This is a genomic window from Bradyrhizobium sp. SZCCT0231 (assembly GCF_018130245.1).
GTDB classification, from domain to species: domain Bacteria; phylum Pseudomonadota; class Alphaproteobacteria; order Rhizobiales; family Xanthobacteraceae; genus Bradyrhizobium; species Bradyrhizobium japonicum_F.
In genome coordinates this window covers 284,264-306,463 of the sequence record NZ_JAFCKP010000003.1, presented here as the reverse complement: position 1 = coordinate 306,463, position 22,200 = coordinate 284,264, and the positions used below count along the sequence as shown (strand labels likewise).

General features: G+C 65.4%; 19 protein-coding genes. 8 read left to right on the top strand and 11 right to left on the bottom strand.

What is annotated here, in order from left to right; translation table 11 throughout:
• Positions 1 to 48: 48 nt before the first annotated feature.
• A complete protein-coding gene (locus JQ566_RS11810) occupies positions 49 to 2,925 on the top strand; it encodes an EAL domain-containing protein (RefSeq protein ID WP_212372401.1) in 2,877 nt (958 codons plus the stop codon).
• A gap of 189 nt (positions 2,926 to 3,114) precedes the next feature.
• On the opposite strand, the gene JQ566_RS11805 is transcribed toward JQ566_RS11810, so the two are convergent.
• A complete protein-coding gene (locus tag JQ566_RS11805) occupies positions 3,115 to 3,378 on the bottom strand; it encodes a DUF7662 domain-containing protein (RefSeq protein WP_212372400.1) in 264 nt (87 codons plus the stop codon).
• A gap of 142 nt (positions 3,379 to 3,520) precedes the next feature.
• Between JQ566_RS11805 and JQ566_RS11800 the strand changes: the two genes are divergently transcribed.
• Positions 3,521 to 5,017 (top strand): sensor domain-containing diguanylate cyclase, encoded by a 1,497-nt coding sequence (locus tag JQ566_RS11800; RefSeq protein WP_212372399.1) that lies wholly within the window; start codon positions 3,521 to 3,523, stop codon positions 5,015 to 5,017.
• A 143-nt stretch (positions 5,018 to 5,160) separates the two neighbouring features.
• Here the strand turns inward: JQ566_RS11800 and JQ566_RS11795 are convergent, their stop codons facing one another.
• A complete protein-coding gene (locus JQ566_RS11795; protein ID WP_212372398.1) occupies positions 5,161 to 6,036 on the bottom strand; it encodes a UTP--glucose-1-phosphate uridylyltransferase in 876 nt (291 codons plus the stop codon).
• 202 nt (positions 6,037 to 6,238) lie between these two features.
• Here JQ566_RS11795 and JQ566_RS11790 point away from each other — a divergent pair, with 202 nt between their 5' ends.
• Positions 6,239 to 7,633, top strand: a complete 1,395-nt coding sequence (locus JQ566_RS11790) for a lytic murein transglycosylase (RefSeq protein WP_249139428.1) — start codon at positions 6,239 to 6,241, stop codon at positions 7,631 to 7,633.
• Positions 7,634 to 7,803: 170 nt separating this feature from the next.
• On the top strand, positions 7,804 to 9,504 hold the full coding sequence (locus tag JQ566_RS11785) for an SGNH/GDSL hydrolase family protein (RefSeq protein WP_212372396.1): 1,701 nt from the start codon (positions 7,804 to 7,806) through the stop codon (positions 9,502 to 9,504).
• 135 nt (positions 9,505 to 9,639) lie between these two features.
• Here JQ566_RS11785 and JQ566_RS11780 read toward each other — a convergent pair whose 3' ends face one another.
• Both JQ566_RS11780 and JQ566_RS11775 read right to left on the bottom strand, forming a co-directional pair.
• The gene (locus tag JQ566_RS11780; RefSeq protein WP_212372395.1) at positions 9,640 to 10,017 is read right to left on the bottom strand and encodes a CsbD family protein; all 378 of its coding nucleotides are present in this window, start codon (positions 10,015 to 10,017) and stop codon (positions 9,640 to 9,642) included.
• 64 nt (positions 10,018 to 10,081) lie between these two features.
• The gene (locus tag JQ566_RS11775; protein WP_212372394.1) at positions 10,082 to 10,819 is read right to left on the bottom strand and encodes an SDR family NAD(P)-dependent oxidoreductase; all 738 of its coding nucleotides are present in this window, start codon (positions 10,817 to 10,819) and stop codon (positions 10,082 to 10,084) included.
• 267 nt (positions 10,820 to 11,086) lie between these two features.
• On the opposite strand from JQ566_RS11775, the gene JQ566_RS11770 reads away from it, so the two are divergent.
• Entirely contained in the window at positions 11,087 to 11,974 is an 888-nt protein-coding gene (locus JQ566_RS11770) for a TauD/TfdA dioxygenase family protein (RefSeq protein WP_212372393.1), read from the top strand.
• A gap of 253 nt (positions 11,975 to 12,227) precedes the next feature.
• Here JQ566_RS11770 and JQ566_RS11765 read toward each other — a convergent pair whose 3' ends face one another.
• On the bottom strand, positions 12,228 to 12,872 hold the full coding sequence (locus JQ566_RS11765) for a YqgE/AlgH family protein (protein WP_212372392.1): 645 nt from the start codon (positions 12,870 to 12,872) through the stop codon (positions 12,228 to 12,230).
• A 142-nt stretch (positions 12,873 to 13,014) separates the two neighbouring features.
• Here JQ566_RS11765 and JQ566_RS11760 point away from each other — a divergent pair, with 142 nt between their 5' ends.
• The 3 genes from JQ566_RS11760 to JQ566_RS11750 all read left to right on the top strand — a co-directional run bounded on the left by JQ566_RS11760 (position 13,015) and on the right by JQ566_RS11750 (position 16,541).
• Positions 13,015 to 13,854: a protein-disulfide reductase DsbD domain-containing protein gene (locus tag JQ566_RS11760; RefSeq protein ID WP_212372391.1), complete on the top strand. Its 840-nt coding sequence runs from the start codon at positions 13,015 to 13,017 to the stop codon at positions 13,852 to 13,854.
• A gap of 306 nt (positions 13,855 to 14,160) precedes the next feature.
• The gene (locus tag JQ566_RS11755) at positions 14,161 to 15,528 is read left to right on the top strand and encodes a flippase (RefSeq protein WP_212372637.1); all 1,368 of its coding nucleotides are present in this window, start codon (positions 14,161 to 14,163) and stop codon (positions 15,526 to 15,528) included.
• A gap of 188 nt (positions 15,529 to 15,716) precedes the next feature.
• Positions 15,717 to 16,541 (top strand): sulfite exporter TauE/SafE family protein, encoded by an 825-nt coding sequence (locus JQ566_RS11750; RefSeq protein WP_212372390.1) that lies wholly within the window; start codon positions 15,717 to 15,719, stop codon positions 16,539 to 16,541.
• A 145-nt stretch (positions 16,542 to 16,686) separates the two neighbouring features.
• Here the strand turns inward: JQ566_RS11750 and JQ566_RS11745 are convergent, their stop codons facing one another.
• From JQ566_RS11745 to cysT, 6 genes are all read right to left on the bottom strand, one after another.
• A complete protein-coding gene (locus tag JQ566_RS11745; protein ID WP_212372389.1) occupies positions 16,687 to 17,475 on the bottom strand; it encodes a 3-hydroxybutyrate dehydrogenase in 789 nt (262 codons plus the stop codon).
• Between the two features lies 1 nt (position 17,476).
• The gene (locus JQ566_RS11740) at positions 17,477 to 18,652 is read right to left on the bottom strand and encodes a DUF3734 domain-containing protein (protein ID WP_212372388.1); all 1,176 of its coding nucleotides are present in this window, start codon (positions 18,650 to 18,652) and stop codon (positions 17,477 to 17,479) included.
• Positions 18,653 to 18,729: 77 nt separating this feature from the next.
• Positions 18,730 to 19,233, bottom strand: coding sequence for a CAP domain-containing protein (locus JQ566_RS11735; RefSeq protein ID WP_212372387.1), 504 nt, complete (start codon positions 19,231 to 19,233; stop codon positions 18,730 to 18,732).
• A gap of 148 nt (positions 19,234 to 19,381) precedes the next feature.
• Positions 19,382 to 20,416 carry a sulfate/molybdate ABC transporter ATP-binding protein gene (locus tag JQ566_RS11730; RefSeq protein ID WP_212372386.1) on the bottom strand — a complete coding sequence of 345 codons (1,035 nt, stop codon included), beginning with the start codon at positions 20,414 to 20,416 and terminating at the stop codon, positions 19,382 to 19,384.
• Complete coding sequence (gene cysW / locus JQ566_RS11725) at positions 20,406 to 21,317, bottom strand: sulfate ABC transporter permease subunit CysW (RefSeq protein ID WP_212372385.1); 912 nt, start codon at positions 21,315 to 21,317, stop codon at positions 20,406 to 20,408. The genes JQ566_RS11730 and cysW overlap by 11 nt, the downstream gene beginning before the upstream one ends.
• Positions 21,318 to 21,326: 9 nt before the next feature.
• A complete protein-coding gene (gene cysT / locus JQ566_RS11720) occupies positions 21,327 to 22,163 on the bottom strand; it encodes a sulfate ABC transporter permease subunit CysT (protein WP_212372384.1) in 837 nt (278 codons plus the stop codon).
• Positions 22,164 to 22,200: the final 37 nt, after the last annotated feature.

Sequence of the window (22,200 nt, the reverse complement as noted above, 5' to 3'; positions counted from 1 at the left end):
TGAAATCGTCTTCCACCGAAGAGTTGCGTCGAACGCGGAGAACTGGCCTTGCGTCTGATCAGGTGCCTCGCGCCCATCGCGCTGGGCCTCATGATTCTTGTCGCCGCGTATCCCGCGCGCGCGCTCGACGCCGTCAGCGTCCGCAGTGACGCGCCCGCGATCGACCTCACCGGCGTGATCGAGCATCAGCGCAGCGATGCCGACCGCATCCAGGTCTCCACCGCGCCCGGCACCGACGGCATCGTCCGCCGCATCGAGGTGCGCGCCCGCGAAGGCGGCCAGAACTGGGTGGTGTTCGCGCTCGCCAACAACACCGACGACCAGCTCGACCGCCTGATCGTCGCCCCGCATTACCGCATCGTCTCCTCGGGATTGCTGTGGCCCGACCTCGGCCTGTCGCGCATCGCGACCATCACGCCCTCGATCGGCGACCGGCCGGAACGGCAGGAAAGTGCCACCGCGGACGTGTTCCGCATCACGCTCGACCCCGGCGCCGTCGTCACCTTCGTTGCGGAGCTGCGCACCGACAAGCTGCCGCAGCTCTATCTGTGGGAGCCGGAAGCCTACAAGGACAAGGTCAACTCCTTCACGCTGTACCAGGGCATCGTGATCGGCATCTCCGGGCTCCTGGCTCTCGTCCTCACCATTCTGTTCGTGGTCAAGGGCAGCATCATGTTCCCGGCGGCGGCGGCGCTGGCCTGGGCGGTGCTGGTCTATATCGGGGTCGATTTCGGCTTCTGGGGCAAGGTGCTCGACATGTCGAACAACGCCGAGCGCATCTGGCGCGCGGCGGGTGAGGCGATCCTGGCGGCAACGCTGCTGGTGTTCCTGTTCGCCTATCTCAATCTCAGTCGATGGCATGTGCGCTATTCGCACATCACGGTCGGCTGGCTTGCCTTCCTCGGCTCGCTGGTGGCGCTCGCGCTGTTCGATCCGGCGGTGGCCTCCGGCATCGCGCGCATCTCCCTGGTGCTGATCGCCTTCGCCGGCTTCGCCTTGATCGTCTATCTCTCCACCCACGGCTTCGACCGCGCCGTGCTCTTGATCCCGACCTGGTTCCTCCTGGTGGTCTGGGTGGTGGCGGCCGGCATGACGGTCGCGGGCTCCGTCACCAACGACATCGTCGGCCCTGCCCTGCTCGGCGGCCTCGTGCTCATCGTGATGCTGATCGGCTTCACGGTGATGCAGCACGCCTTTGCCGGCGGCGGCGCCAGCACCGGCGTCGTCTCCGACATCGAGCGCCGCGCCCTGGCGCTGGCCGGCTCCGGCGATCTGATCTGGGACTGGGACGTATCCGCCGACAAGGTGTTCACCAGCCCGGAGACCGAAGCCCTGCTGGGACTGAAGCGCGGCACGCTGGAAGGCCCGGCCGCCTCTTGGCTCGAGGTGCTGCATCCGCTCGACCAGGACCGCTTCCGCGCCGCGCTCGACAGCGTGCTCGACCAGCGCCGCGGCCGCCTGGTGCAGGATTTCCGCCTGCGCACGCCGGACGGCCATTTCATGTGGTTCGCGCTGAAGGCCCGCCCGGTGGTCGGCTCCGACGGCGAGGTCTCGCGGGTGGTCGGCACGCTCACCGACGTCACCGAGCTGCGCAACGCCGAGGAGCGCCTGCTGCACGATTCCGTGCATGACAACCTCACCGGCCTGCCCAACCGCAAGCTGTTCATGGACCGGCTCGGCGCGGTCGCAAACTTCGCCAAGACCGTGCCGACGCTGCGGCCGACGCTGATGGTGATCGACCTCGACCGCTTCAAGCAGGTCAACGATTCCGTCGGGATTGCGGTCGGCGATTCCATCCTGTTGACGCTCGCCCGCCGCCTCACCCGCATCCTGAAGCCGCAGGACACGCTGGCGCGGCTCTCCGGCGACCAGTTCGGCCTGATCCTGCTGTCGGAGCAGGATCCGGCGCGGATCACCAATTTCGCGGAGACCATCCGCAAGACCATCCGCGCGCCGATCGCCTTCAACGATCGCGAGATCTTCCTGACCGCCTCGATCGGCCTTGCGCTCTCCGATCCGCAGGTTCAGCTGACGGACGAGATCATCAAGGACGCCGAGCTTGCGATGTATCATTCCAAGCGCATCGGCGGCGACCGCATCGATGTGTACAAACCAGCAATGCGTGCGCGAAAAACCGACCGCCTGACGCTGGAGAGCGAATTGCGCCGCGCCATCGAGCGCCAGGAGATCACGATCCTGTACCAGCCGATCGTGCGGCTGGAGGATCGCTCCGTCGCCGGCTTCGAGGCGCTGGCGCGCTGGGATCATCCGAAGCTCGGGCGCATGGCGCCGTCGGAGTTCATCTCAATCGCAGAAGAGACCGGCCTGATCGTCGATCTCGGCATGTTCGTGCTCGACCAGACCGCAAAGCAGCTTTCGGTGTGGCAGCGCGCGATGCGCTCGCGCGAGCCGATCTTCGCCTCCGTCAATGTGTCGTCACGGCAATTGCTGCGCCACGATCTGATCCACGACATCCGCACCGTGCTGTCGCGCTCCTCGGTGGCGCGCGGCACGCTCAAGCTGGAACTGACGGAATCGCTGGTGATGGAGAATCCGGAGCACGCGGCGCAGATGCTGACGCGGATCCGCGAGCTCGGCACCGGGCTGTCGCTCGACGATTTCGGCACCGGCCATTCCTCGCTGGCCTATCTGCAGCGCTTCCCGTTCGACACCATCAAGATCGACCAGTCCTTCGTGCGCACCACCAACCGCGGCACCCGCCCGGTGATCCTGAAGTCGATCATCGCGCTCGCGCATGACCTCGGCATGGACGTGGTGGCCGAGGGCGCCGAGACCGATTCCGACGCAGTCGAGCTCTACCAGATGGGCTGCGAATACGCGCAAGGCTTTGCCTTCGGCGAGCCGATGGACGCCGACGCGGCGATGCGCCTCTTGACGGAAGTGCGGCTGGAAGCGGCGAGCTGACTGCTCTCTTACCCTCCCCTGGAGGGGGAGGGTCGATCGCGCGTAGCGCGAGCGGGGTGGGGTGATCTCTCCACTCGGGCACTGTTGGACGTGGAGAGACTGTCACCCCACCCCGGCTCACATTTCGCGGCGCTCAATGTGAGCCGACCCTCCCCCTCCAGGGGAGGGTTGGCAGCGTCGCCAGCCGCGCTAGCGTCGCCTATCGTTCTTCCGCTTTGTAAACCGCACGCTCGCCCCATCGGGCATGCGCGTCGCCACGAAGCCGGCGGCGAGGCAGGCTTCGCGTTGCGGCATCTGGATGTCGGGGCTGCGCAGGCTGTCCCACCATGAGGCACGATGCGCCGCGCGCGGCAGCGCCGCGCCGATGATCTCCTCGATCTGCTCGAAGCTCAGCACGAACTCGTCCTGCTTCTGCCGCACCAGATAATCGCGCAACGCGTGGTAGTCGTTCACAATCGTCCTCTCGTCCCGCTCACATGCAGCTGCCAAAAACCGTGCGCCGCATACACCGATTCTTAACTCATTGCGGTAGCGCCGTCCTGCCTTAAACACTACTCAAGCTTTCGGGCGCATCCACTAGTGCCAGGAGCGAACGATGCTGTCTGGATGGCGCGACGTCATGGCCCGCCGGCCGTGGCGGATTTCGGCGAAGCTGCTGATCATCTCGTCCGTGGTGACGGTGATCGGCTTCTCCGCCATTTGCGTCAACGTGATGCTGGACATGCGCCGCGGCGAGGAGGCTCTCGCCCGTCAGACGCTGGAGAACCTCGCGACCACCATCGAGTCCGACGTCAGCCGCAACGTCGAGATCTACGATCTGTCGCTGAAGGCGGTCGCCAGCAACATGCTGCTGCCCGAGCTCGCGGCGGTCTCCAAGACGATCCGCCACCTGATCCTGTTCGACCATGCGACCACCGCCAAGCATTTCGGCGCCATCCAGGTGTTCGACGCCGAGGGCCGGCTGACCATCGACGCCTCCACGCTCGATCCCCTCCCCGAGAACCGGAGCGAGGAGGATTACTTCAGGGTGCATCGCGACAATCCCGGCGCGGGGCTCTTCATCAGCCGCCCGATGCTGTTTCGCGGCGCTTATTCCATCGTGCTGAGCCGGCGCATCAGCGATACCGACGGCGGCTTCATGGGCGTCGTCGCGGGCTCGATCCGCTTCAGCTATTTCCACGAATTGTTCGAGCGGCTGAGCCTCGATCCCGAAGACACCATCACCGTGCTCAGGCGCGACCGCACCATCATGATGCGGCGGCCGTTCGATCTCGACATCATCGGCACGAACCTGAACGACCGCCAGAACTGGAAGGCCGCCAATCTCCCGGTCGGTGCCTCCTATTCCGGACAGGGCCCGGTCGATCCGACGCCGCGGCTCTATGTCCGCAGCAGCAACAGCGGACCGCTGTTCGTGGTGGCGGGCAAACCCCTGGCCGCAGTGTTCGCGCTCTGGGAGAAGGAGGCGTTCCGCATCGGCGCCGTGGTGCTGGCGCTCGCGCTGTTCGTGCTGGGATCGACGCTCGTGCTCGCGCGCGAGATCGGCCGGCGCGCCGAGGCCGAGCGCAAGCTCGAGGAGATGGCGACGACGGACGCGCTCACGGGCCTGAAGAACCGCCGCAAGTTCGATTCCGTCATCGACACCGAATGGCGGCGCGCCATGCGCCAGAAGGCGCCGATCGCGCTGTTGATGATCGATGCCGATCATTTCAAGGCCTACAACGACACGTTCGGCCATCAGGCCGGCGACCAGGTGCTGGTCGGCATCGCCATCTGCATTTCCGATTCGGTGGGCCGCGCCGGCGACTGCGCCGCGCGTTATGGCGGCGAGGAATTCGCCGTGCTGTTGCCGAACACCTCGGCTGCCGATGCCTTCAAGGTGGCCGAAACGATCCGCCTCAAGGTGCAGGGCTGGTCCGACGATCAGGCGATGTCGACGGTGTCCTGCGGCATTGCCAGCCTCGTGCCCGTCGCCGGCATGGACTGGTCGATCCTGGTCGCCGCCGCCGACAAGGCGCTCTATGCCGCCAAAGCCGGCGGGCGCAACCAGTCGGTGGTTGCCAGCTTGCAACAGCTGTCGCTGGTGGCGTGAGGCGTTCTCTCCCCGTCATTGCGAGGAGCTCTTGCGACGAAGCAATCCAGACCTTCTCCGCGGAAAGATTCTGGATTGCTTCGCGGAGCCTGTCATCGGGCCGTGCTTCGCGCGGATCCGTTGGCCCGCAATGACGGCGGGAGCTACTGCCCCAGATACTTCTTCATCTCGGCGATCAGCCCGTCGCGCAATTCCGGGCGCTTCATGCCGTAGGCGATGTTGGCGCGCAGGAAGCCGGGCTTGGAGCCGCAATCATGGCGCTCGCCCTCGAACTCGACGCCGTAGAATTTCTGCGTCTTGGCGAGCCCGATCATGGCGTCGGTGAGCTGGATCTCGCCGCCGGCGCCGCGCTCCTGGGTCTCCAGGATCTTGAAGATCTCCGGCTGGAGGATGTAACGGCCGGTGATCGAGAGATTGGAGGGCGCCGTGCCCTTGGCCGGCTTCTCGACCATGCCGTCGACCTCGAACATCTTGCCATTGCGCTTGCCGACGCCGCAGATGCCGTATTGATGGGTCAGGTGATCGGGCACCGCCTCGACCGCAACCAGGTTGGATTTTTCGCCAAGCGAGGATGCCATCTCGATCATCTGCTTCAGGCAGCCGGGCGTGTTGAGCACGAGCTCGTCGGGCAGCACCACCGCGAACGGCTCGTTGCCGACGATGTCGCGCGCGCACCAGACGGCGTGGCCGAGGCCGAGCGGCGCCTGCTGGCGGGTGAAGCTGACGGCGCCGGCGTCCGGCTGGTTCTGCGCCAGGATGTCCTGCTCGGCCTTCTTGCCGCGGACGGCCAGTGTCGTGTCGAGCTCGAACATCCGATCGAAATGATCCTCGATGACAGCCTTGTTGCGGCCGGTGACGAAGATGAAGTGCTCGATGCCGGCTTCCTTCGCTTCGTCATAGACGTACTGGATCAAGGGCTTGTCGACGATGGTCAGCATTTCCTTCGGCATCGCCTTGGTGGCGGGCAGGACGCGGGTGCCGAGGCCGGCGACGGGGAATACAGCTTTGCGAATTTTCATGTGATCGATCGAATACCTGAGGACGTGAACGGAGCAATGGCATCTTGCTAGCTTGTTTGCAGCCGGCAACAAAGGCGGATGTGGGGCCTCGCCCCGACAGAGTTAAGAAAAAAGCCGCCACCAAAATTTCACCTTTGTTAAGCAATTGGCAACGCTAACCAGGCCTCCTGTGGCGGATTTTCAGGCCGACGGGTGGGAGATGATGCAAACGATGGCAGGGCCGGCAAAACGGGCGGGATTTCTGACCGGCGCAGCGGTGATTGCTGCCGCTTTGCTGCTGCCGGCCGGCGCGCACGCCCAGGCGCAGAACGGCCTGTCCAACCTGTTCGGCGGCATCTTCTCCGGGTCGAACCCGGCACCCGCGCAACCCTCGCCTGGCCCAAGCGGCGCGCAGACGGGAGCATTGCCTTGGAGCGGCGAGGACGGCGCCTCCGGCCATCCGCTGATGACGGCTGCCGCGATCCGCGAGGCCGCCGGCAACTTCAGCAATTGCGTCGCCGCGATGTGGCCCGATGCCGCACGGCGCGGCATCACGCAGGAGAATTTTCAGCGCTTCACCGCCGGGCTCTCTCCTGACCTGCGCATCATGGATCTCATGGACTCGCAGCCGGAGTTCACCAAATCGATCTGGGACTATCTCGACATCCTGGTGAACGACAACCGCCTCGCCAAGGGCCGCGAGATCCTCGCCAAATACAAGGCGCAGTTCGACGCCACCGAAAAGGCCACCGGTGTCGACCGCTACATCATCGCCTCGATCTGGGGCATCGAGTCCAACTACTCGACGCAGATGGGCGACCGCAGCGTGCTGCAATCGACCGCGACGCTCGCCTGCATCGGCCGCCGTCAAGCCTATTTTAGGGATGAGTTCCTCTCCGCGCTGGAGATCCTCAACCGCGGCGATCTGCGCCCGGAGCAGCTGCGCGGCTCCTGGGCCGGCGCCTTCGGCCCGACCCAGTTCATGCCGACCGCGTTCAAGCGCTTCGCGGTGGATGGTGACGGCGACGGCCGGCGCGACGTCGTCGACAATCCGACCGACCTGATTGCGTCGACCGCCAACAACCTGAAGAAGGACGGCTGGCAGCCTGGCCAGACCTGGGGCTACGAGGTCGTGGTGCCGCAAGGATTCAACTACATGCTGGCCGACCGCGCCAAGGCGATGCCGATCGGGCAATGGGAGAAGCTCGGTCTCAGGCGTCCGACTAGCCAGCCCTTCCCGCACCCGGCGGAAAAGGCCTATCTGCTGGCACCGGCCGGCGCGCAGGGACCGGGCTTCCTGATGCTGCAGAATTACCGCGTCATCATGAAGTACAATCCGGCCGAAGCCTATGCGCTGGCGATCGGCCATTTCGCCGACCGCCTGCGCGGGGGACAGCCTTTCGTGCAGCCCTGGCCGCGCCAGGAGCGGGAGCTGGCGCGCACCGAGCGGCTGGAACTGCAGCAGCTCCTGGCCCAGCGCGGCTTCTACAAGGGCACCCCGGACGGCCAGTTCGGCGGCCAGACAAGGGAAGCCCTGCGCAATTTCCAGGCCTCGATCGGGGTGCCCGCGGACGGGTTTGCGTCGTCCGACGTGCTGGACCGGCTGCGCGGGCGGTAAAATCGCGCCCAAAGTAACCTTGAACGGGGATTTTGGCGGGCAGCCTTGACCGGGACTGGTGTTCCCCGGTGTATGGGCGAGAATTCACAAAGAGAATCTGCCCGTTTGCGGCCGGATTCCGTTATTATATCGAGCTACCTCCGATCCCCATTGCGCGTGCCCGAGATCGCATGTCGAAGAAGTCCCTGTTCAAGGCGCTGACCGAGACCGGCCCGTTGATCGCGCTGGGGACGGCGCTTGCGATCCTGGTCTCGGTCGCAGGACCTGCTTCGGCGCAGTTCTTCAACTTCCCCGGCTTCGGCGGCCCGCCGCAGCGTTCGGCCCCGCCCCCGCCAAGGGGCGGCGGCGGAGGCGGCGGCTGGTTCGGCGGCGACTTCTTCGCGCCGTTCCAACAGCCGCCGCCGCAGGCACCGCGGCAGGATTTTTCGCGCGCGCCGGCACCAGCCAAGCGCGACACGATTCCTGAGAAGAACGTGCTGGTGATCGGCGACGCCATGGCCGACTGGCTCGCCTACGGCCTCGAAGACGCCTACGCCGAGCAGCCCGACATGGGCGTGATCCGCAAGCACAAGACCACGTCCGGCCTGATCAAGTACCAGCCCAAGGGTGAGCCCGCGGACTGGGCGGCGGCGGCCAAGGGCATTCTCGAGACCGAGAAGCCCGACGTGATCGTCGTCATGCTCGGCCTCAACGACCGCATCGCGATCCGCGAGCCCGCCGCCGACAAGTCGGACAAGGCCACGGACAAGGACAAGAAGAACGACAAGGGCGCGCGCGCCAAGCAACCGGCGAAGCCCGGCGACGCCAAGCCCGATGCCGCCGCCAAGCCCGACGACAAGCCTGCCGATGCCGACCTGCCGCAGGATGACGCCGACAATGCCGACACGCCGGCGGCCGCGCCGGAAAAGACGGCGCGCAACCCCAACGGCCTCTACGAATTCCGCGACGAGCGCTGGGTCGAGCTCTACGGCAAGAAGATCGAGGAGCTCGCGGGCGTCCTCAAGGCCAAGGGCGTGCCGGTGCTCTGGGTCGGCCTGCCCGCAGTTCGCGGACCGAAGGGCACCGCGGACACGCTGTTCCTGGATTCGCTGTACCGTGAGGGCGCGGCCAAGGCCGGCATCACCTATGTCGACGTGTGGGACGGCTTTGTCGACGAAGCCGGCCGCTTCCTGCAGAAGGGCCCGGACTTTGAAGGCCAGATCCGTCAGCTCCGCAGCTCCGACGGCGTGTATTTCACCAAGGCCGGCGCGCGCAAGCTCGCGCACTATGTCGAGCGCGAGATCACGCGCCTGCTGGCGGGACGCTCCGGCCCGATCGCGCTGCCGAGCGAGCCTGCAACCCCCGATACCAGCGCCGAGCCGGGCAAGCCCGCGCCGCGGCCGCTGGCAGGGCCGATCGTGCCGCTGGTTGCAGCCTCGATCTCGACCGATCAGTTGCTGGGCGGGCCGGGCACGCGTCCCGCCGCCGTCGATGCGCTCGCTGCGAAGACCATGGTGAAGGGTGAGCCGCTGGCGGCTCCGGCCGGCCGCGCCGACGATTATGCCTGGCCGCGCCGGGAAGTCGGCCGCGAGCAGGCCAAGGGCGATACGCCGGTGGCCGCAACGACACCCGATGGCAATGCCGCCTCTCCCAATGCATCGGGAGCGGCCGCTGTGATCGCGCCGCCCAAGCTCGCGCCGAAGAAGCCACAGGTCGCCCCGCAGCAGCCGGCGCAGGCAACGCCCTCATTCCGGGATTTCTTCGGCTTCGGCTCGCCGCAACCGGCGCCACGTCAACTGGCGCCTGCGCCCGGGCCGCGCAATCCGAACTCAAATCCAGGGATTCCGCGACCGCCTGCCAACGTCGGGCGATCGGCGGAGATGTTCCGGTAATTCGTCTCTGACGATTTCAGATGTCATTCCGGGGCGCGCGTAGCGCGAACCCGGAATCCATCGTGCCACCAGCAATGTTGATGAATGGATTCCGGGCTCGCGCCAGGAGGCGCGCCCCGGAATGACGCACGACAACTAGCCATAATAGCGCCAGCGCGACGGCGGCGGGCGGCGCGCGGGGCGCGACATCAGAAGCGCCAGCGCGAAGCCGATGCCGCCGGCAACGAGCAGCGCGCCGAGCGGGTTGTCCTGCACTTTCTTCGTCAGCGCCTGCGTGCCATCGCGGAAGGTGTCGCCGCTGCTCTCGTAGGCGTCCTTGGCGTAGTCCGTCGCGGTGTCCGCGGCGTCACGCACGGCATCCTTGGCCTGGCCGTAGAGGTTCTGCACCGTGCCCGCAGCTTCGCGCGCCTTGCCCGACGCTTGCGTCTTGGCATCGCCTGCCATGTCTCCGATCGCGCCCTCCGCGCGACCGGCATATTCCTTGGCCGATCCGACAATCCGATCCGTGTCCATGATGATCCTCCTCGGTGGTCAGCCGAAGTAACCGATCAGAAGCAGCGCGGTTCCTTGGCCTTGCCTACAGAATGAGGCCGCCATCGACGACCAGCGTCTGGCCGATGATGTAGGACGACAGCGGCGAGGCCAGGAACAGCGCCGCACCCGCCATGTCGGCCGGCGTGCCCAATCGCCGCAGCGGGATGCGCGCGAGCGCGCCTTCGAGCCGCTTCGGATTGTCGGTCGTCACCTTCGTCATCTTGGTGTCGACGAGACCAGGCGCGATGCCGTTGACGCGGATGCCGTCCTCGGCCCAGGCCTCGCCTAGCGTCCGCGTCAATCCGACCGCACCGGTCTTCGACGCATTGTAGGCGGGATTGCCCATGGTGGAATGATAGGCCGCGGTCGAGGACACGATGATGAGCGAGCCCTTCGCGTCCCGCAACATGGAATGAAAGCGCGTCGCGCAGGCCATCAGACTCATCAGATTGACCTCGACGACCTTGCGAAAGCCAGCCATCTCGAACTCGCCGCGGCGATAGAGCACCGCGCCCTGCGCGAGCACCAGGATGTCGAGACGGTCGAAGGACGGCTTGAATGCTTCGATCGCACTCGGGTTGCTGACATCGAGCTGCGCGTACGCAAGACCCGTGAGATCGGAGCCTTCGTCGGCTGAATATTCCGTTGCGTGAGCACGCGTGCCGCAAACCGCAACTGCTGCACCCTTCGCTCGAAAGGCCTGCGCGATGCCGTTGCCGATGCCGCTGGAACCGCCGACCACGAGCACCTGCCTGCCTGAGAAATCGAGCTCGTTCGTCATCGCGACCTCCCTCTTGTCTTGCTTGTCTGACCTGTCTGCGGATCGCTGCCAGCCTTGTCAATCATAACAAGAACAACACGTAGCCCGGATGCAGCGCAGCGCAATCCGGGGTTCTCACCTCGCGGAAAGACTTCCCGGATTACGCTTTCGCTCCATCCGGGCTACGGGCTGCCATGCGCGCCGAGCGTTGACAACTCCGAGTGCGGGAGTAGCTTTTTTCGCCGACAGAGCGGGACCAACCGCTCGCGACCCGCGGGAGAGAACGTCATGACGATCGCCATCCGGCAGCTTCAAAAACATTTCGCCGGCGAGGTGTCCGGTCTCGATCTGCGCAAGCCCCTCACCGAGGCGGAGGCGCGCGAGGTCGAGGCGGCCATGGACAAATATGCGGTGCTGGTTTTCCATGACCAGGACATCACCGACGAGCAGCAGATGGCCTTCGCGCTGAATTTCGGCCAGCGCGAGGACGCGCGCGGCGGCACCGTGACCAAGGAGAAGGATTACCGGCTGCAGTCCGGCCTCAACGACGTCTCCAATCTCGGCAAGGACGGCAAGCCGCTGGCGAAGGACAGCCGCACGCATCTGTTCAATCTCGGCAATTGCCTCTGGCATTCCGACAGCTCGTTCCGCCCGATCCCGGCAAAATTCTCGCTGCTGTCGGCACGCGTGGTGAACCCGAAGGGCGGCAACACCGAATTCGCCGACATGCGCGCGGCCTATGACGCGCTCGACGACCAGACCAAGGCGGAGATCGAGGACCTCGTCTGCGAGCACTCGCTGATGTATTCGCGCGGATCGCTCGGCTTCACCGAATACACCGACGAAGAAAAGCAGATGTTCAGGCCGGTGCTGCAGCGGCTGGTGCGGACCCATCCCGTCCATCGCCGCAAGTCGCTGTATCTCTCATCGCATGCCGGCAAGGTCGTCGGCATGAGCATGCCCGAGGGCCGGCTGCTGCTGCGCGACCTCAACGAGCACGCGACGCAGCCAGAATTCGTCTACGTGCACAAATGGAAGCTGCATGACCTCGTGATGTGGGACAACCGCCAGACCATGCACCGCGTCCGCCGCTACGACCAGTCGCAACCGCGCGACATGCGGAGGGCAACGGTGGCGGGGACCGAGCCGACGGTGCAGCAGCAGGCGGCGGAGTAGGCGCGGCAGTCCTCCCCCGTCGTCCCGGACAAGCGTAGCGCTGGGCAACGCGCAGCGTTGTCTAGAGCGAAGCGCCGATCCGGGACCCATAACCACAGGGCGTGGTTTGGCGAAGACTCGTGGTGACTGGCCTGCCTCAAACTAATCCCTGGGGTTATGGGTCCCGGATCTGCGCGCGCTTGAGGCGCGCTTGTCCGGGACGACAGCCGAGAGTACGCCACGACGGCGGAAGGCCGGACGACTGCGGAGCGAGCTACGCGTGCCCGGCCTCGTTCGAGAGCATGCCGGGGTCGATGCCGATCTTGCGCAGGGCGCGGCCGTATTTCTCGTCGACGTCGTCGCCGAAAATCAGATCCGCATCCGCATCGCAATGCAGCCAGCCGTTGCTCTGGATCTCCGTCTCGAGCTGGCCCGGCGCCCAGCCGGCATAGCCGAGCGCGAGGATGGCGTGTTTGGGGCCGGAGCCGTTGGCGATCGCGCGCAGGATGTCGACGGTCGCGGTGAGGCAGACGCCCTCGTCGATCCGCAGCGTCGCGTTCTCGATGTAGAAGTCGCTGGAATGCAGCACGAAGCCGCGGCCGGTGTCGACCGGTCCGCCGCGCAGCACCTTCATGCTTTCGGCATTCTCCGGCAGCTTGATGTGCTCGCCCTTCTTGATGATGCCGAGTTGCTGCAACAGCTCGGGGAAGTCGATGCTGCCGGCGGGGTGGTTCACGATGATGCCCATCGCTCCCTCGGCGGAATGGGCGCAGAGATAGATTACCGAGCGCTCGAAGCGGGAATCGCCCATCACGGGCATTGCGATCAGGAGCCGGCCGTCGAGATAACCGGCCGAATTAGGCAGCGCGGGGCCCGAGCCGCGGGTGCCTTCGCCCGTCCTCTTGCCTGTGGGAGCCATCGGTGAAGCACTCCGGTTTCAATTCCTATCCTGATGTCGGGCCGGGCAGCTGTCAAATCAAGGCTTGCGGCGACTTGATTCAAGTGCATCCATCACAAGCAATTCAATGGTTTGGCCTGGGGCCACCCTGTAAAGACGTGCTATGCTGACAAGAGTTCCCCTGCGTGCGGCGATTGGCGTCGCAACAACCCTGCTTGCGTCGTCGTTGGCCATCGCCGCCCGTGCCGATGACGCTTCGCCGTGGCAGCGCGACGGACATTCCGCGGTGCGGCTGCTCGCGGGATCGCGCAGCGGCGCGGTCCTGCTCGGCGGTATCGCGTTCCAGCTCCAGCCGGGATGGAAGACTTACTGGCGTACGCCCGGCGATTCCGGCGTTCCACCCCGGTTCGACTTCTCGAAGTCCGATAATGTCGAGGCGGTGACGATCATGTGGCCGGCGCCGCTGAAATTCGACGACGGCGCGGGCGGCCATTCGATCGGCTATCACAACCAGGTCGTGCTGCCCCTGCGCATCGTCGCCAAGGCCGCCGACAAGCCGGTGACCTTGCGCGCCGAGATCAACTACGCGGTGTGCGAGAAGCTCTGCATTCCGGTCGAGGCCAGCGCCGAGCTCGGCTTCAACAGCGTCGCCTCGACCGAGGATGCGAACTTGCGTGCCGCGCTCGACACCGTGCCGAAGCCGGCCAATATCGGCGACCCCAATCCGCTCACCATCCGCGACGTCAAGCGTGACGGGCCCAAGAATGTAGTGGTCGACGTGGTGACGCCGGACAGCCGCAACGTCAACCTGTTCGTGGAAGGCCCGACACCCGATTGGGCGCTGCCGATTCCGGCGCCGGTGCAGCCCAGCCCGCCCGGGGTGATGCGGTTTACTTTCGAACTCGACGGCCTGCCGCCCGGCGCCAAACCGGATGGAGCCGCGCTGAAGTTCACGCTGGTCGGGCCGGAGAAGGCGTACGAGTTCAATACGAATTTGGAGTGAGTGCCGTCCGAACGGCAACTGAACTACCCGCTGGCACCACACATTCACCGTCGTCCCGGACAAGCGTAAGCGCAGATCCGGGACCCATAGCCACAGGGCGTGGTTTAACGAAGACTCGTGGTTGCCGGCTCGCGCTCCAACTTCTCCCTGGGGTTATGGGTCCCGGATCGGCGCGCGCTTGAGGCGCGCTTGTCCGGGACGACAGCGGGGATTGGGGCGATAGCGTCTTCACCCAACCGAATCTTAACGAATGGTTGCTAAGTCCCGGCCTGCCGCAGCATGCGGGATGCCCGGGGACTGTTCGAATTGGCCGTGATGGATGCACAACCCGCAACGACCGGACCGGCCGGGCTGATCGCGCGGCTGCGCGCCAAGCTCGCGGGCGGATCGAGCGAGGCGTCGCTGACGCGGCGGCTGGCGGGCACCATCTTCGTCATCCGCGTCATCAGCGCTGGCCTTGCCTATGTCTCGCAGGTGCTGCTGGCGCGCTGGATGGGCACGTCCGACTACGGCATCTATGTCTATGTCTGGACCTGGGTGCTGCTGCTCGGCAGCATGATGGATTTCGGCATCTCGGCCTCCGCACAAAAAATCATTCCGGAGTACCGCACCAGCGGCGAGCACGCGCTGCTGCGCGGCTTCCTCTCCGGCAGCCGCTGGCTGACCTTTGCCGTCTCCACCCTGGTGTCGCTCGGCCTTGCCGGCATCGTCAAACTGCTGTCGCCCTGGATCGATCCGGCCGAGGTGCTGCCGCTCTATATCGGCTGCATGACACTGCCGGCTTTCGTGGTCGCCAACACCCAGGACGGCATCGCGCGCTCGCACGACTGGATGCAGCTCGGCCTGATGCCGCAATTCATCATCCGCCAGGCGCTGATCATCGGCATCACGGCCGCGGCCTTCCTGCTCGGCTATCATCTCGGCGCGGTCGCCGCGATGGTCGCGAGCCTGGGCGCAGTGTGGATCGCGATGACCGGTCAGATGGTGGCGCTGAACCGCAAGCTCGCCGATCACATCACACCGGGGCCGAAGGCCTATGACGTCAGGGGCTGGCTCGCCGTCTCATTGCCGATCCTGCTGGTCGAGAGCTTCTACCTGCTCCTGTCCTACACCGACGTGCTGGTGCTGCAGCAGTTCCGCCCGTCCGACGAGGTCGGCGTCTATTTCGCGGTCGTGAAGACGCTGGCACTGGTCTCGTTCATCCATTACGCGATGTCGGCCACGACGGCGCATCGCTTCGCGGAATACAATGCGCTCGGCGACAAGGCGCGCCTGTCGGCCTATGTGGCGCACGCCATCAACTGGACGTTCTGGCCGTCGCTGGCCGCGACCATCGTGCTGCTCGCGCTCGGCAAGCCGCTGCTGTGGCTGTTCGGGCCGCAATTCGTGATCGGCTACGACATCATGTTCGTGGCCGCGATCGGCCTCGTGGTGCGCGCCGCGATCGGCCCGGTCGAGCGCCTGCTCAACATGCTCGGCCAGCAAAAGATCTGCGCGCTGGCCTATGCGCTGGCCTTCGTGATGAACGTCGTGCTCTGCATTGCGCTGGTACCGCACTACGGCGGCCACGGCGCCGCGGCCGCGACCTCGATCTCGCTGACCTTCGAGACGGTGCTGCTGTTCTGGATCGTGCGGCAGCGGCTGGGCCTGCACGTACTGGCATTTGGCAAATAGACCATTCGGCTGGCTGCCCGATGGGGAACGGTGATTTCGCAAGCCGCCGGTGAACAGAGCAAAATGGCTATGCAGCTCCCACCTGCAGCATGATTTTTCTTATTTGATCCAGGCGGTTGCAGGCCGGGGAAAGTTTATTCTACGTCGTATTGCCCAACCGACGAGTTAAACCTAACATTCCCCAGACCATGATCGATCCACTCTACGTCGCCTCCGGATTCGGCGTCGGCCTGCTTGTCGGCATGACCGGCGTAGGCGGCGGCTCGTTGATGACACCGCTGCTGATCCTGTTGTTCGGCGTCCATCCCTCCACCGCGGTCGGAACCGACCTGCTCTATGCCGCCGCCACCAAGACCGGCGGCAGCGTCGTGCATGGCTGGTCGCGCAGCGTGCACTGGCCGGCGGTGCTGAGGCTCGCCTGCGGCAGCATTCCGGCAAGCGCGCTGACGCTGCTCGTGTTGTGGAAGCTCGACCTCAGAAGCGATGCCGAGCGCAGCCTCGTCAATCTCGTGCTGTGCTTCGCGCTGCTGCTGACCGCGACGTCGCTGATCTTCCGCAAGGCGATCATGGAGCGCTATCGAAAGCGCCTCGAGCAGGTCGACGAGCGCACCACTGCGACTGCAACCGTGATCACCGGCATCGTGCTCGGCGTGCTGGTCTCGATCTCCTCCGTCGGCGCCGGCGCGGTCGGCGTCACCGTCTTGCTGCTGCTCTATCCACGCCTGCCGATGGCGACCATCGTCGGCTCGGACATCGCCCATGCCGTGCCGCTGACGCTGGTTGCCGGGATCGGACACTGGGCGCTCGGTGACGTCGACTGGGCGCTGATGGGTGTGCTGCTGCTGGGCTCCCTGCCCGGCATCATCGTCGGCAGCTATAGCGCAACGCGCGTGCCCGAGACCGTGCTGCGCCTGACGCTTGCGAGCGTGCTGTTCATGGTCGCCGGCAAGATCATGTTTGCGGAATTGAACCTGTCATCGGCGTTCGTGACGGCGCTGGCCTGGGCGCATTGAGCCGGCAACGGTTACCTCGTTCTCGCTCTCGTAGGGTGGGCAAAGGCGCGCTCTTCGCGCGCCGTGCCCACCACGCATCCACATCCGTGAAACGAATGGTGGGCACGGCGCTGACGCGCCTTTGCCCACCCTACGCATCGAGATCCTACTCCGCCGTCCAACCGCCATCGATCGAGAGATTGGTGCCGGTGATCTGGGCGGCATCATCGCTGCACAGGAACAGGGCGAGGGCGGCGACCTGCTCGGAGGTGACGAACTCCTTGGTCGGCTGCGCGTCGAGCAGCACGTCGTTGATGACCTGCTCGCGCGTCAGGCCTCGCGCCTTCATGGTGTCGGGGATCTGCTTCTCGACGAGCGGCGTCCAGACGTAGCCGGGGCTGATGCAGTTGCAGGTGATCTTGTGGGTCGCGACCTCGAGCGCCACGGTCTTGGTGAGGCCGGCGATGCCGTGCTTGGCCGACACGTAGGCCGACTTGAAGGGCGAGGCGACCAGCGAATGTGCGGACGCGGTGTTGATGATGCGGCCCCAGCCTTTCTTCTTCATGCCGGGGACGGCGGCACGGATGGCATGGAAGGCCGAGGACAGGTTGATCGCGATGATCTGGTCCCACTTCTCGAGCGGGAATTCCTCGATCGGCGACACGAACTGGATGCCGGCGTTGTTGACGAGGATGTCGACCGAGCCGAACGTCTTCTCGCCGAGCGCGATCATGCCGGCGATCTCGGCCGGCTTGGTCATGTCGGCGGGCGAGTAGACCGCCTTGACCTTGAAGTCGGATTCGATCTTGGCGCGTTCCTTCTCGATGTCCTCGGGCGAGCCGAAGCCGTTGATGACGACGTTGGCTCCGGCCGCGGCGAAGGCGCGCGCGTAGGCGAGCCCGATGCCGCTGGTCGAACCGGTCACGACGGCGTTCTTGCCTGACAGAGTACCCATGCTATTCGCTCCTTTTTGCCGGGGGCGCGGTGACGTCCCCCGTGAGATCGTAGGTCACCATGGTCTCGCCGGACTGCGGCTGGTCGAGCCAATCCTTGTGACGCATCGACAGATGCACGTCGCGCACGCCGGCTTCCCAATGCTCGACCATGGCGACATGCGAGAAATCGTAGTCCTTGGACGAGGATTCGTAGTTCTTGCTGCGATAGATCAAATGCACCACCGTGACGGTGCTCTCACGAGATGCCTTGGCAAGGAATTCGACGGAAGGGTCGTTCTTGAGATAATCGGGCAATTTGGAAATCAGGTCGCGCACCGCCCGACGGGCATTGTGGATCTGCTTGTTCTTGTCCGTATTCATGCGCGTGCGGCTGGAATAGCGGATGTCCTTCTCGCGCTCGGCGGCCTCGAGCAGCGAATTCGGCAGATCGCCGCGGGCGGAAAACAGATCGACCTGGAAGATCAGCATGTCGCGCGCGAGCTCGGCGTCGAGCACGTAGTCGAGCGGGGTGTTGGAGGCGATGCCGCCGTCCCAATAATGCTCGCCGTCGATCACGACGGACGGAAAGCCCGGCGGCAGTGCGCCGGAGGCCATGATGTGCTCGGGACCGATCTTCTTGCCGAGCTTCTTGAACTCGTAATTGTCGAAATATTTGAAGTTGCCCGAGGTGACGCCGACCGCGCCGACCGACAGGCGTGTCTTCAGATCGTTGATGCGGTCGAAATCGACCAGACGCTCCAGCGTCTTCTTGAGCGGCGAGGTGTCGTAATAGCTTTCCGCTTCGGGATGCCCCGGCGGCCAGAGCGGCGCCGGCGGAATGCGCGGCGTGAAGAAGCCGGGCACGCCGAACGTCGCAATCAGCGCAGCACTGGTCGAATTGAACAGCTCGCGGCTGTGGTCGCTCTTGCCGACCGGCTTCCACGGCACCGGGGCCGACACCATTTCCCAGAATTCCTTGAGCCGCTCGACGCGGATGTGCCCCTCGTTGCCGGCGATGATGGCGGCGTTGACCGCGCCGATCGAGATGCCGGCGACCCATTCCGGCTCGAAACCGTAGCCGCACAGCGCCTGAAAGGCGCCGGCCTGGTACGAGCCGAGCGCGCCGCCGCCCTGGAGGACCAGGACGCGTTGCGCATTCGCGGGGACGCTGGCGGCTTCAGGGCTATGATCGGTCATGAGGAAACAATAGCAAAAGGCGAGCCACCGTGGCGACACTCCGCCGCGGCGTCAATGCATCCCGGATCAAGTCTGGCTTATCGGGGATCCGTCGAGGCCAGGATCATGGTCCAGAACACCTTGTATTTGGTGCCGGGAGCATAGCTCGCCGCGATGCCCAATTTTGTGACACCGCCCTTGAGCATGTTGGCGCGGTGAGGAGGCGAGTCGCGCCAGCCGGAAAACGCTTCCGCCAGCGTATGATAGCCGGCCGAGACGTTCTCGACGGCAACCGTGGCCGGATAGCCGCCGGTGGCAAGGCGCTTGGCCAGCGGCGCGCGGACGTCGTGGTCCATCTTGTTGGCCGCAGCCATGGCCTGGGACTGGGATTCGGCGAGCCGCATCAGATCAGGATCGATCACGACGGTGCCGAGCATGTTGTTCTGGCGGTATTGCGAGATCATCACCGCGGCGGCCTGCGCATCGAGCTTGGAGCCCGGCACCGCCATGTCGGTATACATCGACGGCTGCTGGACCGGTGCTTCGTTGCCGGCACAACCGGCCAGCAGCAAAGTGACGAGAATTGCGGCCGCAGCACGCATGTTTAGAGGCCCCCAAATGAGGGGCCGTTGTTGCATACCAACCGTGGCTGAAAGGTGAATTTTGAGGAAAATCGTGCCTGTCATTCCAGGGCGATGCAAAGCATCGAGCTATGGTGCGCAATTGCGCACCAGAGAATGACGGGGATTTCTAGCCCGCAAATATCCGGTATCGCCGGGGATTGAGGCCGATGGTGTCGCCGGCCCGCAGTTCCCGGTCGCGGGGGGCGTCGATCTCGATGGTTTCGCCGCCTGACAGCGCGACCTCGGCCCGCTGCACGGGGCCGAAATTACGGACGTGCTGGACCGCGCCCTCGAAGGCGCCGGTGCCGGGCGGGCCGACCAGCATGTCATGTCGCCGTACGAACAGCTTTGACGCGCCAGGCGCAAGCCCGTCTGCGGCGAGCTGAAGCGGCCGGTCGCCGAGCCTGATCACGCCGCCATCGACATGGACCGGCAGCTCGATGGATTCGCCGATGAAGCCGTGAACGAAGGCCGTCGCCGGAGTCTCATAGACGTCGTCGGGGGAGCCGATCTGCTCGATCCGGCCCTTGTCCATCACCACGACGCGGTTGGCGACTTCCAGCGCCTCCTCCTGGTCGTGGGTGACGAAGATCGAGGTGACGTTGATCTCGTGATGCAGCGAGCGCAGCCATCTGCGCAGCTCTTTCCGCACCTTGGCATCGAGCGCACCAAACGGCTCGTCGAGCAGCAGGATGCGCGGCTCAATCGCGAGCGCGCGGGCCAGCGCAATGCGCTGGCGCTGGCCGCCGGAGAGCTGGCTCGGATAGCGGTCGGAAAGCCAGTCGAGCTGCACGAGATCGAGCAGCTCCTTGACGCGGGCCCGGATCCCGGCCTCGTCCTTGCGGACCGCGCGCGGCTGCACGCGCAGGCCGAACGCGACGTTCTCGAACACGGTCATGTGTCGGAACAGCGCATAGTGCTGGAACACGAAACCGACATGCCGCTCGCGCGCACCTTGTGCCAGCGCGTCCTCGCCACTGATGAAGACCTCGCCGGAATCGGGCCAGTCGAGCCCGGCGACGATCCGCAGCAGCGTGGTCTTGCCGGAGCCGGACGGACCGAGCAGCGCCACCAGCTCGCCGCCGTCGACCTTGAGATCGACGCCGTCGAGGGCCTTGAAGCTGCCGAAGGTCTTGACGAGATTCCTGACTTCAATGGTCACTGGCGTCTTGTCCTTCATCCAGATGGCGTTCGAGAACGGTCTTCGCGATCAGCGTGATCAGCGCCAGCATCGCCAGCAGCGAGGCGATCGCGAAGGCGGCGACGAACTGGTACTCGTTGTAGAGAATCTCGACCAGCAGCGGCATCGTATTGGTCTCGCCGCGGATGTGGCCGGAGACGACGGAGACCGCGCCGAACTCGCCCATCGCGCGGGCGTTGCAGAGCAGGACGCCGTAAAGCACGCCCCATTTGATGTTGGGCAGGGTCACGCGGAAGAAGGTCTGCAGGCCGGAGGCGCCGAGCGAGGTCGCGGCCTCCTCCTCCTGCGTGCCCTGCTCCTGCATCAGCGGGATCAGCGCGCGCGCCACGAACGGGAAGGTCACGAAGGTGGTGGCGAGCACGATGCCGGGCACCGCGAACAGGATCTGGATGTCGTGGTCGCGCAGCCAGCTGCCGAAATAGCCCTGCGCGCCAAACAGCAGCACGAAGACGAGGCCCGAGATCACCGGGCTGACCGAGAACGGCAGGTCGATCAGCGTGATCAGGAAGGTCTTGCCCGGGAAATCGAATTTTGCAATCGCCCAGGCGGCGACGAGGCCGAACACCAGATTGAGACCGACCGAGATCGCGGCAACGATCAACGTCAGCTTGATCGCCGCCATCGCCTCGGGCTCGGCGAGCGCGGTGAAATAGGCGAGGATGCCGCGCGAAAACGCCTGCGCGAACACGACGACGAGCGGCAGCACGACGAAGACGGTGAGAAACAGCACCGCCAGCGTGATGATGGCGATGCGCACAGCACGCGGCTCGGTGCGGAGGTTGTCACGGGCTGCCGCCGCCTGCGCGCGGGCCTTTGAGTCGGAGGCCGAGAGCGACATGGTGTCTGCGATCTGCATCGTCATGATCCGCCCTCAGCGCGCCGGGATCCGGCTCCGCGCCCAGCGCTGGAGCCGGTTGACGGCAAAGATGATGACGAAGGAGACGACGAGCATGACCACCGCGATGGCGGTTGCATCGGCATAGCGGAACTCGGAGAGCCGGATCACGATGAGGAGCGGCGCGATCTCGGAGACGTTGGGCAGATTGCCGGCGATGAAGATCACAGAGCCATATTCGCCGACCGCGCGGGCGAAGGCAAGCGCGAGGCCGGTGAGCAACGCCGGTGCAAGCGAGGGCAGGATCACGCGGATCATGGTCTGCCAGCGGCTGGCGCCCAGGCTGCCCGCGGCTTCCTCGATCTCGGGGTCGAGATCCTGGAGCACCGGCTGCACCGTGCGCACCACGAAGGGAATGCCGATGAAGATCATGGCGACGAAGATGCCGACCGGCGTGAACGCCACCTTGATGCCGAGCGCTGCGAGCGGCGCGCCCAGCCAGCCCTTCTCGGCGAACAGCGCGGTCAGCGCGACGCCGGCCACCGCCGTCGGCAGCGCGAACGGCACGTCCACGATGGCATCGAAGATGCGCCGCCCCGGAAAGCGGTAGCGCACCAGCGCCCAGACGATGATGCTGCCCATGACGAGATTGACGGAGGCCGCCGCAAAGGCGAGGCCGAAGGACACCCGCAGGGCGTTCAGGGTGCGCCGGCTGGAGAGGATGTTCCAGAACTGCTCGGGGCTCAGCTCGAACGATTTCAGGAACAGGCCGGCGAGCGGAATCAGGATGATGACCGACAGCCAGGAAAGCGTCAGTCCCATGGTGAGACCGAAGCCCGGCAATGTCCGGCGTCGTGCTGCGAATGCGCTCACCAGGCCCCCTGCAAAAAGCCTCCTAAGGACAGCGCCC